At 71.8% G+C, this 15,997-nt stretch carries 13 protein-coding genes; 6 read left to right on the top strand and 7 right to left on the bottom strand.

The window, feature by feature from the left end; all coding sequences use genetic code 11:
* Positions 1–54 precede the first annotated feature (54 nt).
* From CEP17_RS11815 to CEP17_RS11825, 3 genes are all read left to right on the top strand, one after another.
* Positions 55–255, top strand: coding sequence for a hypothetical protein (locus tag CEP17_RS11815; protein WP_112932379.1), 201 nt, complete (start codon positions 55–57; stop codon positions 253–255).
* Between the two features lie 55 nt (positions 256–310).
* Positions 311–2,065 carry a malto-oligosyltrehalose trehalohydrolase gene (gene treZ / locus CEP17_RS11820; RefSeq protein WP_112932380.1) on the top strand — a complete coding sequence of 585 codons (1,755 nt, stop codon included), beginning with the start codon at positions 311–313 and terminating at the stop codon, positions 2,063–2,065.
* A gap of 65 nt (positions 2,066–2,130) precedes the next feature.
* Positions 2,131–2,946, top strand: coding sequence for a tryptophan-rich sensory protein (locus tag CEP17_RS11825; protein WP_112932381.1), 816 nt, complete (start codon positions 2,131–2,133; stop codon positions 2,944–2,946).
* 20 nt (positions 2,947–2,966) lie between these two features.
* On the opposite strand, the gene CEP17_RS11830 is transcribed toward CEP17_RS11825, so the two are convergent.
* The 3 genes from CEP17_RS11830 to CEP17_RS11840 are packed head-to-tail and all read right to left on the bottom strand — an operon-like array spanning position 2,967 to position 4,973.
* Positions 2,967–3,692, bottom strand: a complete 726-nt coding sequence (locus tag CEP17_RS11830) for a GMP synthase (RefSeq protein ID WP_112932382.1) — start codon at positions 3,690–3,692, stop codon at positions 2,967–2,969.
* Positions 3,693–3,742: 50 nt separating this feature from the next.
* The gene (locus CEP17_RS11835) at positions 3,743–4,630 is read right to left on the bottom strand and encodes a substrate-binding domain-containing protein (protein WP_343234074.1); all 888 of its coding nucleotides are present in this window, start codon (positions 4,628–4,630) and stop codon (positions 3,743–3,745) included.
* Positions 4,566–4,973, bottom strand: a complete 408-nt coding sequence (locus CEP17_RS11840; RefSeq protein WP_005050582.1) for a UDP-3-O-(3-hydroxymyristoyl)glucosamine N-acyltransferase — start codon at positions 4,971–4,973, stop codon at positions 4,566–4,568. The genes CEP17_RS11835 and CEP17_RS11840 overlap by 65 nt, the downstream gene beginning before the upstream one ends.
* 89 nt (positions 4,974–5,062) lie before the next feature.
* Here CEP17_RS11840 and CEP17_RS11845 point away from each other — a divergent pair, with 89 nt between their 5' ends.
* Complete coding sequence (locus CEP17_RS11845) at positions 5,063–5,725, top strand: YitT family protein (RefSeq protein ID WP_036316769.1); 663 nt, start codon at positions 5,063–5,065, stop codon at positions 5,723–5,725.
* Positions 5,726–5,939: 214 nt separating this feature from the next.
* On the opposite strand, the gene CEP17_RS11850 is transcribed toward CEP17_RS11845, so the two are convergent.
* From CEP17_RS11850 to CEP17_RS11865, 4 genes are all read right to left on the bottom strand, one after another.
* Positions 5,940–6,713: a DNA-formamidopyrimidine glycosylase family protein gene (locus CEP17_RS11850; RefSeq protein ID WP_112932384.1), complete on the bottom strand. Its 774-nt coding sequence runs from the start codon at positions 6,711–6,713 to the stop codon at positions 5,940–5,942.
* A 33-nt stretch (positions 6,714–6,746) separates the two neighbouring features.
* The gene (locus CEP17_RS11855; RefSeq protein ID WP_112932385.1) at positions 6,747–11,588 is read right to left on the bottom strand and encodes an ATP-dependent helicase; all 4,842 of its coding nucleotides are present in this window, start codon (positions 11,586–11,588) and stop codon (positions 6,747–6,749) included.
* 104 nt (positions 11,589–11,692) lie between these two features.
* A complete protein-coding gene (locus CEP17_RS11860) occupies positions 11,693–13,366 on the bottom strand; it encodes an ATP-binding cassette domain-containing protein (protein ID WP_112932386.1) in 1,674 nt (557 codons plus the stop codon).
* Positions 13,367–13,631: 265 nt separating this feature from the next.
* Positions 13,632–14,285, bottom strand: coding sequence for an alpha/beta hydrolase-fold protein (locus tag CEP17_RS11865; protein ID WP_112932387.1), 654 nt, complete (start codon positions 14,283–14,285; stop codon positions 13,632–13,634).
* A 94-nt stretch (positions 14,286–14,379) separates the two neighbouring features.
* Here CEP17_RS11865 and CEP17_RS11870 point away from each other — a divergent pair, with 94 nt between their 5' ends.
* A complete protein-coding gene (locus CEP17_RS11870; RefSeq protein ID WP_112932388.1) occupies positions 14,380–15,048 on the top strand; it encodes an NUDIX hydrolase family protein in 669 nt (222 codons plus the stop codon).
* A gap of 42 nt (positions 15,049–15,090) precedes the next feature.
* Positions 15,091–15,903 (top strand): ATP-binding protein, encoded by an 813-nt coding sequence (locus CEP17_RS11875; protein ID WP_239498521.1) that lies wholly within the window; start codon positions 15,091–15,093, stop codon positions 15,901–15,903.
* Positions 15,904–15,997 lie beyond the last annotated feature (94 nt).

The following is a 15,997-nucleotide window of genomic DNA, read 5'->3' on the forward strand; positions in this document are numbered from 1 at the left end:
CGATTCCGTCGCACGGGGGATGCCGCGGCAGGAGGTCTTCGCTAGCGTCGAGTCATGGCCGAGTCGAGCGGGCAGCAGCAGAGCTATCTCGGGGTCGCCATCCCCTTCTTCGCGATCGCCGTCTCGATGGGACTGACGATGCAGAACTGGGCGGTGGCGCTGCCGTTCGGCGTGCTCGCCGTCGTCTTCTTCTTTCTCGGACGCCGGCCGACACCCGACGAAGACGACGAGGGTAACTCCGACGGCACGTCGTAGGTCGTTCCGCGTCAAGGGGTGCGGGGCACCCGTCCGTGACGGGCAGGATGGTCGCATGACGATCGAGGTGTGGGCGCCGCGTGCGGCGCGGGTGCGACTGCGTCTGGCCGGTCTCCCGGACGGCGCTGCGGACATCGAGATGACGCCGCGGGATGCCGGCTGGTGGACGACTCTCGCGACGCCCGACCCGGGCGAAGAATACGGATTCGTGCTCGACGACGGCGACGTTCGCCCCGACCCGCGCTCGCGCCGCCAGCCGCGGGGGGTGCACGATCTGTCGGCGTGGGACGACGCGGCATCCTTCGTATGGAGCGATGCCGCCTGGACCGGACGGCAACTCGCCGGGGGGCTGATCTACGAGCTGCACGTCGGCACGTTCACCCGCGAGGGCACATTGGATGCCGCGATCGGCCGCCTGCCCCACCTGGTCGAGCTGGGTGTCACACACGTCGAGCTGCTGCCGGTCAACGGCTTCAACGGCACCCACAACTGGGGCTACGACGGCGTGCTCTGGTACACCGTGCAGGAGGACTACGGCGGCCCGGAGGCCTACCGACGCTTCGTCGACGCGGCTCACGGGGCGGGACTGGCGGTCGTGCAGGACGTCGTCTACAACCACCTCGGCCCCTCGGGAAACTACCTGCCCGAGTTCGGGCCGTACCTGCGCGACGGGCAGAGCACCACGTGGGGATCGAGCATCGACCTCGACCAGCGGGCGGTGCGCGACTACATCATCGACAATGCGCTGATGTGGCTCGGCGAGATGCACGTCGACGGCCTGCGGCTCGACGCCGTACACGCGCTGCACGAGTCCGCATCGAGCCCGGTGCACATCCTGCAGGAGATCGCCGAGCGGGTCGACGCGCTGTCGGCGTACGTCGGCCGTCCATTGAGCCTCATCGCGGAGAGCGATCTGAACGATCCGATCATGATCCTGCCGCGCGAGGCCGGCGGGTACGGGCTGACCGCGCAGTGGGTGGACGACTGGCATCACGCCGTGCACGTCGCCCTCACCGGGGAGACCGAGGGGTACTACGCCGACTTCGCCGATCCGCAGGCACTGCCCAAGACCTGGACGGGCGGCTTCTACCACGACGGCACGTTCTCGTCCTTCCGGGGTCGCGACTGGGGCGCGCCCCTACCTGCGGCGGTACCGTCGTGGCGCCTCGTCACGTTCGCGCAGGACCACGACCAGATCGGCAACCGCGCGGCCGGTGACCGGCTCAGCCAGTCGCTGACGCCGGCACGCCTGGAGGTCGCGGCGGTGCTGACGATGACGGCGCCCGGCACTCCGATGCTGTTCATGGGGGAGGAGTGGGGGGCCTCCACGCCATGGCAGTTCTTCACCTCGCACCCCGAACCCGAGCTCGCCGCCGCGACCCGCGAGGGACGCAAGGCCGAGTTCGCGCGGATGGGGTGGGACGAGTCGCTCGTGCCCGACCCCAACGACCCGGCGACGTTCGAGCGGTCGAAGCTGGACTGGTCCGAACTCGACGAACCCGCCCACGCGCGCCTGCTGTCGCTGTATCGCGCGCTGGCGCGACTGCGGGCGCGTCGGCCGGAGCTGACCGATCCCGACCAACGGGGCCATGCGGCCGAGAGCGTCGGCGACGGACGATGGATCCTTCACCGCGACACCGCGTCGGTGTACGTGAACCTCTCGCCCGAGCCGTGGACCGTCGAGCTCGTGGGCCGCGAGATCTGGCTCGCGACGACGGCGCACGAACAGCGCACGGATGCCGGACCCCTCGTGCTCTCGGCCGATTCTGCCGCCGTCGTCGGTGCGCGGGCGCAGGCGCCGTCGCGCTGATCCCGACGGCGCCGCACGTGTCAAGGGTCTGGCGCGCGACGGCATCCGTGCATACCTTCGATGGCATGGACGACTCGCGCCCGACCGGAACCGACCTTCTGCGCCAGATCGTGGTCATCTCCACGGTGGTCTTCATGATCATCGCCGCGATGGTGGGCACGGGGCTGTTCGGCGGCACCAATGTGCGTGAGCTGCAGGGCGGGGCGCTGGATGCCGATGCCACCGTGCTCGCGCCGGCGACGCCGGCTTTCTCGATCTGGTCGGTCGTCTACGTGCTGATGATCGCGTACACGATCTGGCAGGCGCTGCCGGGCCAGCGCGCGCGGGAGCGTCAGCGCCGCGCCGGGTGGTGGATCGCCATCACCGCCGTGCTGAACGGCGCGTGGCTGTTGACGGCACAGTTCCTCACCCTTCCGCTGACCGTGCTCGCGATCGTGCTGCTCCTGGTGGCTTTGGGGGCGACGCTGCGCGTCCTCGTCCACACGTCGGCCGAGACGTGGAGCGATCGCCTGTTCATGGACGCGACCGTCGGCATCCATCTCGGGTGGGTGAGCCTGGCCACCGTCGCGAACATCACGGCGTGGCTGGCCGCTGAGGTCGTCGCGCCGATGGACGCCGACGCTCAGCAGCTCTGGGGGGTGATCGTGCTCGTGGTGGTCGCCCTCGTCGGCATCGCGATCGCGTTCGGCACCGGCGGGCGCATCACTCCTGCGCTCGCGATGTCGTGGGGGCTCGTGTGGATCGGTGTGGCGCGCAGCAGCGGTGAGCCGCACGCGCCGGCGGTCGCCACGGCCGCCTTCGTCGTGGCCGCCGTCATCATGATCGCCGCCGTCGCCGCGGCCCTGCGGCGACGGGCGGTGGCCGCGACGATCGGCGATTGAACGGTGCGGGCGCGGCCCGCTCAGAAGGTCTGCGAGAAGGCGCGGAGGATCCGCACCGGCTCGGTGAGAGACGCGGCGAGCACCCGCGCGGCGACGCGATCGAAGTCGTTCGCTGCGAAGTAGCCGTCGTCGCGGTAGACGGCCATGCGCTCGGTGAACGCCCGGCCGGTGGGTTCGGGGTGGAACTGGGTCGCGTAGAGCGTTTCGCCGAGCCGATAGGCCTGAACGGGGCAGGCGTCGTTGGTCGCCAGCAGCACGGCGCCCTCGGGGAGGCGCCCGGTGCCTTCCTTGTGCGCCGTCAGTGCCGCGAACGTCGACGCGAGACCCCCGAAGAGGCGATCCTGCTGGGCGTCCGCGGTCAGTGTGACCGTGGTCGGTCCGGTGTCCTCCGGGTACGCCCGGGTCACCTCGCCGCCGAGCGCGCGCGTCGCGACGCCGATGCCGTAGCACGTGAACAGTGCGGCGGTCTCGCCGGATGCCGCGGCCTGCGCCAGGTGGGCGAGGTCGCCCTCCAGGCGCCGCTGCGCATCGGTCTTGGCCGACTCGGGATCGGTCACGTTGAAGGGACTGCCGCCCACAACGGCACCGCGCCAGCGTCGGGCCGCGTCGGCGGGCCACGGGTCGCGCACGAGATCCCAGCGTTCCAACTCCTTCTCGTCCAGGCGCATCGCCTGACGGAATGATTCGTACTCGGCCGCTGCCGCACCCTGCTGCGGGCGGGCGCACACGTAGACGAGGGGAGACATGTCGAGAGTCTAGGCGGGCGTGCTTCGAGGGGGCAGGTGTGTGACGTCGCTCACCGCGACGAGTTGGCGGTGCGCCCGCGGACGATGCCGATGAAGGTCTCGACGAACGCAGCGGCCGTGGCGTCCGGTCCCGTCGCCGGAGCGGCCGCCCACGCCAGAGCGATGCTCGAGGTCGGTCCGTCGGTGAGCGGGCGGTGCGCGGCATCCTTCCGGTGGTGCAGCCGCGCCAGCGACATGGGGACGATCACGATTCCCGCGCCGGATGCTGCGATGGCGATGGCGTCGGCGACGGTCTCCGGCGCAGCGAAGCGAGGGGTCTCGCCGCCTGGTACCTCGAGCTCCAGGGGCGGATGCTGCGGAACGATGATCACCTCTCCGCTCAGATCGGCGAGGGTCAGCTCGTCCGCGGCGGTGAGATGGGAGTCGGCCGCGCAGACGACCACGGGCACTTCGTCGTACAGACGGATGACGTGCAGGTCGGTGCGATCGATCGGCAGACGCACGAGAGCCGCGTCGACCGTGGCCGTCGTCAGTGCCTGCCGTTGGTCGGCGATGCTCAACGGCGCGAGCTCGAGGGCTACGTGCGGCATCCGCTCACGCCAGGTGCCGATCCACTTTCCCGGAGTGGCGCCTTCGATCGCGCCGAGGCGGAAGCGGCCGCGCGCAGGTTCGGGCGCCGTCGACGTTGCCGGTTTCGGGCTTGCCCCCTTCGGCGCCCCACCGGTGCCGGCAGTGCCCTTCTTCGTCCCATTCTTCTGAGGCGAGCGGCGAGCGGATGCCGAGGGCCGCGCGGGCCTGCCGGGTCGCCCGCCCGTTCCTCCCGTTCCGCGTCCGGCCATGCAGGCCAGCGTATCCCGCCGACGATGAGAGAGTTCAGGCGGCCAGGCGAAGGCCTCGGCGATCCGTTGCGACGCGCTCGCCGTCGGCGATCTGCTCATCGTCGCCGATGAGCGATCCGCCCGCCACGCGCGCGTGCGCGCCGACCACGGTGCGAACGCCGATCTTGGCGCGAGGGCCGATCGCGGCGCCCGATCCGATGTGCGCGTGCGGGGCGATCTCCACGTCCGGCCCGATCACGGCATCCGGTTCGATCCACGCGCCGCGGCCGATGTGAGCACCCGCGGCGATCTGCGCACCCGGTTCGACATACGCGCCCGCTTCGACCAGCGCAGAGGCGTGCACCTTCGCGCCGTTGGCGATCAGGCCGCGGCCGTTGACGTGCTTGCGATAGCGCAGCGTCTGCCCACGCTCGTCTTCGATGTCGATGTAGTTCTTACCCACGAATCCCTCCTGGTATCCGCAACGGTGGCGACCGTCGGATCATTCCCACGGCCGGTCCGATGACGCCGAGTCGCACGCGGCTTGCGAAGATGGATGCCGTGACCATCCCCGCGGACCCCGACCCGACGACCGGTCCCACCCTTGTCTTCGAAGCCAAGACCCAGGACCACTCGGTCGCGGAGGACATTCTCGGCATCCTCACAGGAACGTTCCTGGTCTCCCTGGGGCTGCACCTGCTGCACGCGGCCGGGGCGGTCACGGGCGGCACCGCCGGTCTCTCGCTGCTGCTGGGCTACGCCACGGGGTGGCCCTTCTGGATCCTGTTCGCCGCCGTCAACCTGCCGTTCGCGCTGCTCGCCGTGTGGCGGCGCGGCTGGGACTTCACGATCCGCACGATCGTCTGCATCGCACTGGTCTCCGGGCTCGCCCCGCTGCACGACGCGCTCTTCCCGATCAGCGGTCTCCAGCCGCTGTACGGCACCCTCGCGGGCAACCTGCTCGCCGGTGTCGGGGTACTGATCCTCTTCCGCCACCGCGGCAGCGTCGGCGGCATCAACATCGTCGGCCTCGAGATCCAGGACCGCACCGGTTTCCGCGCGGGGTGGACGATGATGATCTTCGACGTGCTGATCGTGGCGCTGGCGCTGCTGGTGGTCCCCTGGCCGAACGTGGTGATGAGCGCCGTCGGCGCGATCCTCCTCAACCTCGTGCTCGCCCTCAACCACCGCCCGGGCCGCTACCTCGGCCGCTGACACCGCGGTATCTTCCGTCGCCGCCGGGCCGGCGCGCGCCGCGTGGCTGGTGGCCCGCGCCGCACCGGATGCGGAGTCTGGCAACGGATGCGGAGGAGCGGATGCCGCGGCATCCGATTCTGTTGCAGTGATCCGATTCTGTTGAGGCGCGCTGGCAGGCGCCGACGTGGTGGCCGTCGCCGCCGGGCTGGCGGCGCGGGGCGAGTGGGCGCGGTCAGCTCTGGCAGCGGGGGCACCAGAACACGATGCGCTCGCTGGTCTGCGTGGCACCCAGCTCGGTGCGGCGGATCGGCGTGCCGCAGCGCAGGCACGGCTTGCGCTCTCGGCGGTAGACCCAGTTCTGCCGACCGGGACGGGTGTCACCGGTGAACGTCCGCGACGCGCGATCGCGGTTGGCGCGGATCATCCGCGCGGCCGTCTCGACGAGCCCGGCCGCATCCACGGCGGCGGCCGGCGTGGTGGGAAGAATGCCGCGGACGAACAGCAGCTCGTTGGCGTACTCGTTTCCCAATCCGGCAAGGTTGCGCTGATCGAGGATCGCGACGTGAACGGCCCGCTCGTCGGCGAGGATGCGCCGTGCCGCCTCCTCGGCGTCCCAATCCGGGCCGAGCAGATCGGGACCGAGGTGGCCGACCAGCTGGTCCTCGTCGGCGGTGGCGACGAGGTCGACCATCGCGATCTCGAAGCCCACGGCATCGACGGCCGCGGTGCCGACGATCGCGCGGGCCTGATAGGCCGGAGCCCGCCAGCGTTCGCCGCGCCCGAACACCATCCAGCGTCCTTCCATCTTCAGATGCGAGTGCAGGGTGAACCCGCCGATGCGCATCAGCAGATGCTTGCCCCGCGGCACGACCTCGTGCACCACCTCGCCGGTCAGATCGGCCGTGGCGTGGCGTGGCACGCGCAGGTCGAACCGGACGACCTCGGCACCGGCGAGCGCCTCGTGCAACCGTCGCGCCGTGCGGAAGACGGTGTCGCCCTCAGGCATGAGCGGCTCCCGACGAGCGCGCGGACAGCCGCCTCATCGCTGCCGTCGCAGGGTGAGGCCACGGCTGGACTCGACGAAGCCTGCGCTCTGCAGGGCGCGCCCGGACGCAGTGCCGTACACGAACGCCCCGGACACCTGCTCGACCGTGAGCGTGTCGAGGCGATGGGTGCGCGCCGTGGCCACCAGGCTCGCGGCAGCGGCGGCCAGCACCTCGTCGTCGTCGCTGAACACGAGCGCCGACCGGCCGCCGCGTTCGAGGTAGAACACCAGCTCGCCGTCGACCAGCGTGACGAGTCCGCCGGCTTTGCGCCCGGGACGATGCGAGACGCCGTCGAGCGCCGGCCAGGCCAGTGCGGCGCCGTACGGGTTCGCCGGATCGGTCGCCGCGAGCGTGACGGCGCGACGCGGCGGCGGGTCGGCGAGAGCGGCGTACTCACGGAGGCGATCGACGGTGGCGGATGCCGCGAACTGCGCGGCCCCGAGCTTCTCGATGAAGTAGCCGCGGCGGCAGTGCCCGGCATCCTCGAATCCGGCGAGCACGCGGTAGGCCTGTGCAAACCCTCCGGGGACGGCCTCGGCCTGCACGCTGCCGCGCGTCACGACGCCGTAGCGCTCCAGGAGCAGGCTCGCCGAGGCCGTCGCCCGCAGCGCGCCATCGGCAGACGGCTCGGGCAGCAGCGACCATCGTCCGCCGGCCATCGGCGCGCGCGGTGCGGCGGTGCGCGTGGCGGCCAGGGTCGTGGGGATGGAGGTCCCCCGGAACATGCGGGCGCGGGGAGCACGTCTCGCGGTGCGATGCGCCTGCGAGCCTCCGGCGAGCAGACCGCGAACGGGCGCGAAGGTGTCGTTGGTCACCCGTCCCGTCCAGGCGAGGTTCCAGAGCGCATCGATGACCGCCTGCTCGCTGGTCGCCTGCGTCATCGCTGCCAGCTGGCCGGCGAAGAACGCGCCGCCGGCGCGGAGGGCGTCGATGATGCGCTGCTCCGTGTCGGAGGGTGCCTCCGGGTCTTCCGCCGGGGTGAGGGTGAGGGCCACGGTGTCGGCGGGGTGAAGGGCGATCCACCCGTCGCGGCCGGGCAACGAGCCGTGACCCGACCAGACGACGTCGCCGGTCGAGGTGAGCTCGTCGAGCATCGCCGGTGTGTAGTCGCTCACCCGCAGCGGCAGGATCAACGACTCCCACGCGCTGGCGGGAAGCGGTACGCCCGCGAGCTGCTCGATGACGGCGAGGACGCCGTCGACACCCTCGAGCGGGCGTCCGCCGGCCGCGCCCGCGATGTGCTGCCAGGCGGGGAGGAAGCGGGCGTACGAGGCCGGCGTCACCGGTTCGACGGTGCCGCGGATCGCGGCGAGCGAGCGCAGGCGCAGACGTCGCAGCACCTCGCTGTCGCACCATTCCAGGTCGTCGATGCCGGCGCGGGAACCGCCCTCGTCGTCGGTCATCGATCGCGGGGCGGCCCCCTCGGGCAGGAAGAAGCCGCTCGCCACGCGCCCTTGCGACTCCAGCCGTTGCAGCGTCTGGCGGGCGACGGCGCCGCCGACGCCGAGCCGCCGTGCGACATCGGCCGTGCGGAACGGGCCGTGGGTGCGCGCGTAGCGCGCGACGAGGTCGGCGAGGGGGTCGGCGACGGGCTCGAGGAAGGCGAGCGGAATGCCGACGGGCAGCGCGGCGCCCAGAGCATCGCGGAGCCGCCCGGCGTCCTCGATGGCCGCGACCCGCTCGACACCGCCGACACTCACACGGATCGCCCGACGTGCCGCGACGAGCTGATCGAGGAATGCGGATGCCGCGCCGTGCGCGCCCGCGTCGCTCTCGGCATCCGTCGGGGACGGTGCCACACCCGCAGACGCGTCCTGCGACTGCGTGGTCGGTGGGGCCAGTCGCGCCGCGACCTCGATCGCGTCGAGCGGTCCGAGAAGGCGCAGCAGGTCGGCGACGCCCTCCAGCCCGCGCACGCGCCGCGACGGGTCCAGTCGCTGCGCCTCGCGCTCGAACTGCGCGATCACGGCCGGGTCGAGCAACTCCCGCATCTCGACCTTGCCGAGCAGCTCGCCGAGCAGGGCGGGGTCGACCGACAGAGCGGCCGCGCGACGCTCGGCGAGGGGCGAGTCGCCCTCGTACATGAAGGCGCCGACGTAGCCGAACAGCAGATCGCGGGCGAACGGCGAGGGGGTGCTCGTGGTGGTCTCGACCAGCCGGATCCGGCGGTCGCCGATGGAGCGGGCGATGCGCAGCAGCGCAGGGAGGTCGTAGACGTCCTGGAGGACTTCGCGCAGCGTCTCGAGGATGATCGGGAACGTCGGGTGGTTCTTGGCCACCTCCAGCAGCTGGGCCGACTTCTGGCGCTGCTGCCACAGCGGCGACCTCTTGTTCGGGTTCAGACGGGGCAGCAGCAGCGCGCGTGCGGCGCACTCGCGGAACCGGGAGGCGAACAGCGCCGAGCCGCCGACCTCGTCGGTGACGAGTTGTTCGAGCTCGTCCGGCTCGAAGACGAACAGTTCTGCGCCGGGCGGCTCGCTCTCGGCATCCGGCACCCGCGCGATGATGCCGTCGTCGCTGGCGACCGCCGAGCCCTCGACGCCCAGCCGCTCCCGGATGCGCGCATTGACGGCCAGCGCCCACGGGGCGTGGACATGCATGCCGTACGGGGAATGCAAGATGATCCGCCAGTCGCCGACCTCGTCGCGCGAGCGCTCGACGGTCAGCGTGCGGTCGGTCGGGAGGCTTCCGGTGGCCTCCTTCTGCTCGTCGAGATAGGCCAGCAGGTTGCCGATCGCGTTGTCGTCGAGGCCCGATTCCCGCAGACGCGCCGTCGCCTTCTCGGCATCCGCTCCCGCCACCTCACGCGAGAACCGGCCGAGGGCTTCGCCCAGCTCGGCGGGCCGGCCGAGCCCGTCGCCGTGCCAGAACGGCAGCTTTCCAGGCTGACCGAACGCGGGCAGGACGTTGACGCGGTCGTGCGTGATCTCCACGATGCGCCAGCTTGTGGTGCCGAGCGTGAACACGTCGTTCACGCGCGACTCGTAGACCATCTCCTCGTCGAGCTCGCCCACCCGGGCGTTTCGCGTCTCGCCGGCGACGAAGACGCCGAACAGGCCGCGGTCGGGGATCGTGCCGCCACTCGTCACGGCCACGCGCTGGGCACCGGGGCGCGCCGTGAGCGTGCCGTGATCGCGGTCCCAGACGACGCGGGGACGCAGCTCGGCGAACTCGTCGGACGGGTACTTGCCGGCCAGCAGGTCGAGCGTCGCTTCGTAGGCTGAGCGGGGCAGCGTGCGAAAGGGTGCCGAGCGCCGCACCGTCTCGAACCAGCCCTCGACGTCCACCGGCCCGACGGCGCACGCGGCGATCGTCTGCTGCGCGAGGATGTCGAGCGGATTCTGCGGCACGCTGATCGCCTCGATCTGGCCCGCGAGCATGCGTTCGGTGACCACCGCGGTGTGGAGGACATCGCCGCGGTGCTTGGGGAACAGTGCGGCCCGGCTCACCTCGCCCACCTGATGGCCCGCCCGTCCGACACGCTGGAGTCCCGAGGCGGCGGACGGCGGTGCCTCGACCTGGATCACCAGATCGACGTCGCCCATGTCGATGCCGAGCTCCAGCGAACTCGTCGCGACGACGCAGCGCAGGATGCCGCGCTTCAGTTCGTCTTCGACCTGGGCGCGCTGCTCCTTCGACACCGAGCCGTGGTGGGCCTTCGCCAGCTCCGGCGGGGCTCCGGCGCTCGCTCCCGCCTGGGCCATCGTGGCGGCCGGAACCGTCTGCGCGGGCAGATCGAGCCCGAGCCGCTCCGCGTAGATCTCGTTGAGGCGCCCCGTGAGGCGCTCCGCGAGACGCCGCGAGTTCGCGAACACGATCGTCGAGCGATGCGCCAGGACGCGGTCGACGATGGCCTCCTCCACGTGCGGCCAGACCGAGCCGGTGACCTCGGACGGCTGCGACGGCGTGAACCAGTCGCCGTCGCCCTCGGCATCCGCCGCCGCCTCCGCGTCGGAATCGGTCCGCTCCGGCGGTGGGGGAGGGTTGAGCATGTCGCTCATCGGCACCACGACGCGCAGATCGAACGCCTTCGTCGCACGCGGGGCGACGATCTCGACCGGCGCGGAGCCGCCGAGGAAGCGCGCCACCTCGTCGATGGGGCGCACGGTGGCCGAGAGCCCCACGCGTTGCGCGGGCGCGCGCTCGGGGTCGTCGCCGCGACGCAGCGCGTCGAGTCGTTCGAGGCTGACGGCCAAGTGAGCGCCGCGCTTGGTCGCCGCGACCGCGTGCACTTCGTCGACGATCACCGTGTGCACGTCGCGCAAGGTCGCCGCCGCCTGCGACGTGAGCATCAGATACAGCGACTCGGGCGTGGTGATGAGGATGTCGGGCGGGTCAGCGACGAGTCGGCGGCGATCGGCGGCCGGAGTGTCTCCCGAGCGCACGCCGACGGTGACCTCGGGGAGCGGGATGCCGAGGCGCCTCGCCGCCTGCCCGATTCCCACCAACGGCGAGCGGAGGTTGCGCTCGACGTCGACGCCGAGCGCCTTGAGCGGAGAGATGTAGAGGATGCGCGTGCCGGCAGCATCCTTCTTCCTCGCCGCCTTCTTCCGGGAGCCAGGGGGCTGCTGGGCGGCAGCGGGCCTCTTGGGCGCAGCGGGGTCTTCCGCCGCCTCGGACGCTCGCGGCGCCGGAGCCTTCTCACGGAAGACGCGGTCGATGGCCCAGAGGAACGCCGAGAGGGTCTTGCCCGAGCCGGTGGGAGCCACGACGAGGGCGTGCTTGCCGGCGGAGATCGCATCCCACGCCCCCGCCTGAGCGCTCGTGGGCTGGGCGAAGGCGCCGCGGAACCAGTCCTGGGTCGCAGGACCGAACCGCTCGAGCACATCGGCCATCGCTCCATCATCGCGCGGACCTCCGACAAGCGGGGTCGCGCTCGCGCGCGGCGAACACCGACGCGTCGGGGCGGCGGAGCGCGCCCGCCGCCCCGAGGACCGGATCAGCCGGACGCGACCTCGGTCAGCACCCCCTCCCGCAGCTCGAGCACGAGGTCGGGATCGATCCTCCCGAGGAAGCCGTCGTCGTGGCTGACCACGACGACGGCGCCGCGGAACGCCGACAGCGCGGCGACGAGCTGGTCAACCGTGTCGAGATCGAGGTTGTTCGTCGGCTCGTCGAGCACCAGCAGCTGCGGTGCCGGCTCGGCCATCACGAGGCATGCCAGCGCGAGGCGGAAGCGCTCACCGCCCGACAGCGCCGACACCGGGCGCAGCACCGTGGCCCCGCGGAGCAGGAACCGTGCGAGACGGTTGCGCAGCTCGACGTCGCCGACGCCGGGTGCGGCGCGGCGCAGGTTCTCCAGCGGCGTCGCCTCCTCCTCCAGCCGGTCGATCCGCTGCGACAGGTACCCGACGCGGTCGGTGTGGGCGGTCGCGTGTGCAGGACTCCGCCTGGGCGGGCCGTCCGGGCCCCCTGCACCGCCGCCGGCGCCGGTTGAGGCGGAGTTGTGCACGTCGTCGGGCTCGGAAGGGCCCGAGCGGCCCGCGACGAGCCGCTCCAGGAGGGTCGTCTTGCCCGCTCCGTTCGGACCGATCAGCGCGACCCGCTCCGGGCCCTGGACGATCCACGATCGCTCGCCGTCACCGATCGTCGCGATCCGCCGTCCCGCGGCGACTCCGGGGTCGGGGAGGTCGATGCGCACCGACTCGTCGTCGCGCACGCGACGTTCGGCGGCGTCGAGCGCCGCGCGCGCCTCCGTCTCCTTGTCGCGTGCCTCGACCCGAAGCCGCCCGGCCGACACCTGGGCAGCACGCTTCTTGCCGCCCATGATGATCTTCGGCTCACGCTTCTCGGCGTACGCCTTGTTCCCCATCGCCGTGCGGGTGGCCAGCACCTGCTCCTGGTGGATGCGGTCGCGCTTCTCGCGCCGCACCTGTTGGCGAGCGGCGGACTCGGCCTGCCGTGCGGCGGCCTGTTCCTCCTCATGGGCTGCGCGCCACGCGGAGTACGGACCGCCGAACGTCGTCAGCGCACTGCCGTAGAGCTCGGTCGTCTCGTCCATCTGCTCGAGCAGTGCCGTGTCGTGGCTCACGACGATGAGCGTGCCCCGCCAGCTCCGTACGAGCTCGTATACCCGCGCCCGCGCATCGCGGTCGAGATTGTTGGTGGGCTCGTCCAGCAGCGCGATGGGTGCACCGCGCAGCCGCACTCCGACCAGCGCCGCGAGCACGGCCTCGCCGCCGGAGAGTGCGTCCACCCGTCTGTCGAGCGCGTCGGCGGGCAGGCCCGCTTCGGCGAGCGCGGCCTGGGCGCGCGCCTCCACGTCCCAGTCGTCGCCGACGGCATCGAAGTGACGCTGGTCGACGTCGCCGGAGGCGATGGCGCGCACGGCATCCAGGGACGTGTCGACGCCCAGCAGAGCGGCGACGCGGGTGTCTTCGGGGACCCGCTGGGGCATCACATCGACGGTGCCGCTGCGAAAGACGGTGCCGGATGCCGGGACGCGGGTGCCCGCGATGAGGCCGAGCAGCGTGGACTTGCCGGCGCCGTTGCGTCCGATGAGTCCGGTGCGCACATCGGAGAAGGCTCCGGAGACGCTGTCGAGAGCGACGGTGCCGTCCGGCCAGGTGAAGGTGACGCGGTCGAGCACGACCGCGGGAGAAGCGTGGGGCATGGGTGCCTCCTGTCGGTGACGGGAACAGTGTCGGAGCGCGGGCGCGCACGACACCGTTCCCGGGACGACGGGAGAGGGTCGACGGCCGGCGCGGATAAGGATGCGCCGACGCGTCGAAGAACCCGGGTTCCGAAGAGGGACGGAGGGATCGACGGCTCAGCGCGCAATCACAGCGCGGCGTCGAAACCCTTCAACGGTCTTCCTCACGGTCGGGACAGGAACGCCGACAGCCTAACGCACCCGCCCTCCGAAGGCCACAGCCGGCTCAGCTCTCCGCGGCGGCGAGCTGCTTCTCGAGGAAGACGCGGACGTCGTCGAGCTCCTCCTGCGACACGCTGTGGGTCAGCCCGGCATAGACGCGACCGCTCAAGGTCGCGTGCTCCGGCAGCCACTGCACCGTGTGGGCCACCGCGGCCGGCGGAATGACCTCGTCGCGGGCACCCCGTCCCCAGAAGACCGGCGGGCGGCGTTCGGCGAGCGTCCCGTCGCCCGGAAGGGGGGTCGGGTCCGCATAGCCGGCGAGGTTCACGACGAACGCGAACCGTTCGGGGCGCAGGCGCAGGGCCTGCAGAGCGACCGCGGCGCCCTGGGAGAAACCGAGGATGCCGACCGTCTCGGCATCCGTCGTCCGATCGAGCCACGCGATCAGGGCGTCGGCGGCGTCCGTCACCGCGGTGCTCGAGCGTCCGTCGAGTCCCTCGATCGGGTACCACGACCAGCCGGGGGCGGGAAACGGCGGAGCCAACGGCGCGCGGACGGCGGCCAGCACGAACGCGTCGGGCAGGAACGGAGCGAGCCCGAACAGGTCGCGCTCGTCCGAGCCGTAGCCGTGCAGGAGCAGCAGCACGGGTCTGCCGCTTCGCGCCTCGGGGCCTTCGGACCAGAGGACGGCCCCGTCGTCGATCGCGATCGCGCTCATCACCCCATCCTCGCAGGAGGTGTCGACGCTCGCGTCGTCGCCCGGCCGACGCCGCGGACGCGCCATGGGCGGCGGTGCGGGTATACATGGAGGCATGGCCGTTCGCACCCCCGACCCTGATCCGAACGAACGCGACGACGACGGGACCCCTCGCGACCCGCTGCGCGGCTTCGGGGGAGGGGCCGGTCGTCCCGGGCACCCTCTCGGCGACGGCACGTTCGGCTCGCCGGCTCCGGAAAGCGCCGCAAACCCCGGCTGGTTGAGCGACGTCGAGCTCGCCGAGGCCCGTCGGCGGCTGCCGATCCTCTACGTCGAGGCGGTGCCGGTGCGCACGGACGGCGTGGGTGCGGTGACGCAGGTCGGCGTGCTGCTGAGGGCGACGCCGCTGGGGGAGATCACCCGGTCGATCGTGTCGGGGCGGGTGCGCTATGGCGAGACGGTGCGCGACGCCCTCTTCCGCCATCTCGAGAACGACCTCGGTCCGATGGCGTTCCCGCAGCTTCCGCCGCAACCGGTGCCGTTCACGGTGGCCGAGTACTTCCCCCTCCCCGGGGTCAGCGCCTTCCACGACGACCGTCAGCATGCGGTGTCGCTGGCGTTCGTCATCCCGGTCACCGGTACGTGCGAGCCGCGCCAGGATGCCCTGGAGGTCACGTGGATGACCCCCGAGGAGGCGTCGTCCGACGCTCTGGCCGCCGAGATGGAGGGCGGGCGCTCGACGCTCATCCGTCTGGCTCTCGCCAGCGTCGGCGCGCTGCGCTGACCGCCCCGCCGCCGAACCGACTCTCGAACCCAGGTGATCACCGTGCCCCGCAGTGAGATGCTCGTCGAGGTCGCCGGCGCGCTGCCGCTGGCGCTGCTGCTGTCGTTCGTGATCGCCTGGGTGCTGCGTCGCCTGTTCGGTGCCCGGCTCTCCCTGCCGCTGTCGGTCATGACGATCGTGTCGCTGCTGGGAGTGAGCCTGGGGCTCTTCCTGGCGGGGTGGTTCTTCGTCGGGCTGAGGCTGTGGATGCCGACCGCACTGCTGCTGGCGGCCGGCAGCAGCCTCGGGCTGTCGTTCCTCGTCGCCGGCGTGGCGGCGCTGCTGCGCCGCGACGGGGCCATCGACGTCGCCGCGCTCCTGGAGAAGGGCGAGAGCGACCGTGTCGAGTTCAAGGAGACCGCGCGCTGGAACGTCCGTGACGACAAGAAGGACGCGCGGATGGAGCAGGTGGTCGCGAAGACCGTCGCCGCCTTCCTCAACAGTTCCGGGGGAACACTGCTCATCGGCGTCGACGACGACGGCCGCGTGCATGGTCTCGATCGCGACTTCGCGACTCTCCGCACCCCCGACGCCGACCGGTTCGAGCTCTGGCTGCGCGACATGCTGACGGCGAGTCTCGGAAAGAACGCCGCTGCCATGCCGCGTATCCGTTTCGCCGAGGTCGACGGCGCCACGGTCTGCGCCGTACGCTGCCCGCGAGCGCCCGAGCCCGTCTTCGTCGCCCAGGGCGGCGGCACCGAGTTGTGGGTGCGGGTCGGCAACTCGACCCGCGCGTTCGGCGTCGACGAAGCCGTGACCTACGTCGCCCGGCACTTCCGGCCCACCCTCACCGATCTTCTGCTCGGGCGTCGCTGACGACGACACCGTCACGATCGGCTTCTCCGATATCATTCGCGTGCCGGCACGCCCGAGTCGGTGACATGCCGCCGCGCCCGCCGGGGCGGGCGCC

Origin of the sequence: Microbacterium sp. PM5, from assembly GCF_003293595.1 — a bacterium.
GTDB lineage: Bacteria > Actinomycetota > Actinomycetes > Actinomycetales > Microbacteriaceae > Microbacterium.

What these genes read in the sequence shown, in the direction of transcription:
- CEP17_RS11855 (WP_112932385.1), bottom strand. Translation starts at nt 11,588, where the DNA reads ATGGCCGATGTGCTCGAGCGGTTCGGTCCTGCGACCCAGGACTGGTTC.
- CEP17_RS11815 (WP_112932379.1), top strand. Translation starts at nt 55, where the DNA reads ATGGCCGAGTCGAGCGGGCAGCAGCAGAGCTATCTCGGGGTCGCCATC.
- CEP17_RS11830 (WP_112932382.1), bottom strand. Translation starts at nt 3,692, where the DNA reads ATGTCTCCCCTCGTCTACGTGTGCGCCCGCCCGCAGCAGGGTGCGGCA.
- CEP17_RS11865 (WP_112932387.1), bottom strand. Translation starts at nt 14,285, where the DNA reads ATGAGCGCGATCGCGATCGACGACGGGGCCGTCCTCTGGTCCGAAGGC.
- treZ (WP_112932380.1), top strand. Translation starts at nt 311, where the DNA reads ATGACGATCGAGGTGTGGGCGCCGCGTGCGGCGCGGGTGCGACTGCGT.
- CEP17_RS11835 (WP_343234074.1), bottom strand. Translation starts at nt 4,630, where the DNA reads ATGAGCAGATCGCCGACGGCGAGCGCGTCGCAACGGATCGCCGAGGCC.
- CEP17_RS11825 (WP_112932381.1), top strand. Translation starts at nt 2,131, where the DNA reads ATGGACGACTCGCGCCCGACCGGAACCGACCTTCTGCGCCAGATCGTG.
- CEP17_RS11860 (WP_112932386.1), bottom strand. Translation starts at nt 13,366, where the DNA reads ATGCCCCACGCTTCTCCCGCGGTCGTGCTCGACCGCGTCACCTTCACC.
- CEP17_RS11850 (WP_112932384.1), bottom strand. Translation starts at nt 6,713, where the DNA reads ATGCCTGAGGGCGACACCGTCTTCCGCACGGCGCGACGGTTGCACGAG.
- CEP17_RS11870 (WP_112932388.1), top strand. Translation starts at nt 14,380, where the DNA reads ATGGCCGTTCGCACCCCCGACCCTGATCCGAACGAACGCGACGACGAC.
- CEP17_RS11845 (WP_036316769.1), top strand. Translation starts at nt 5,063, where the DNA reads ATGGATGCCGTGACCATCCCCGCGGACCCCGACCCGACGACCGGTCCC.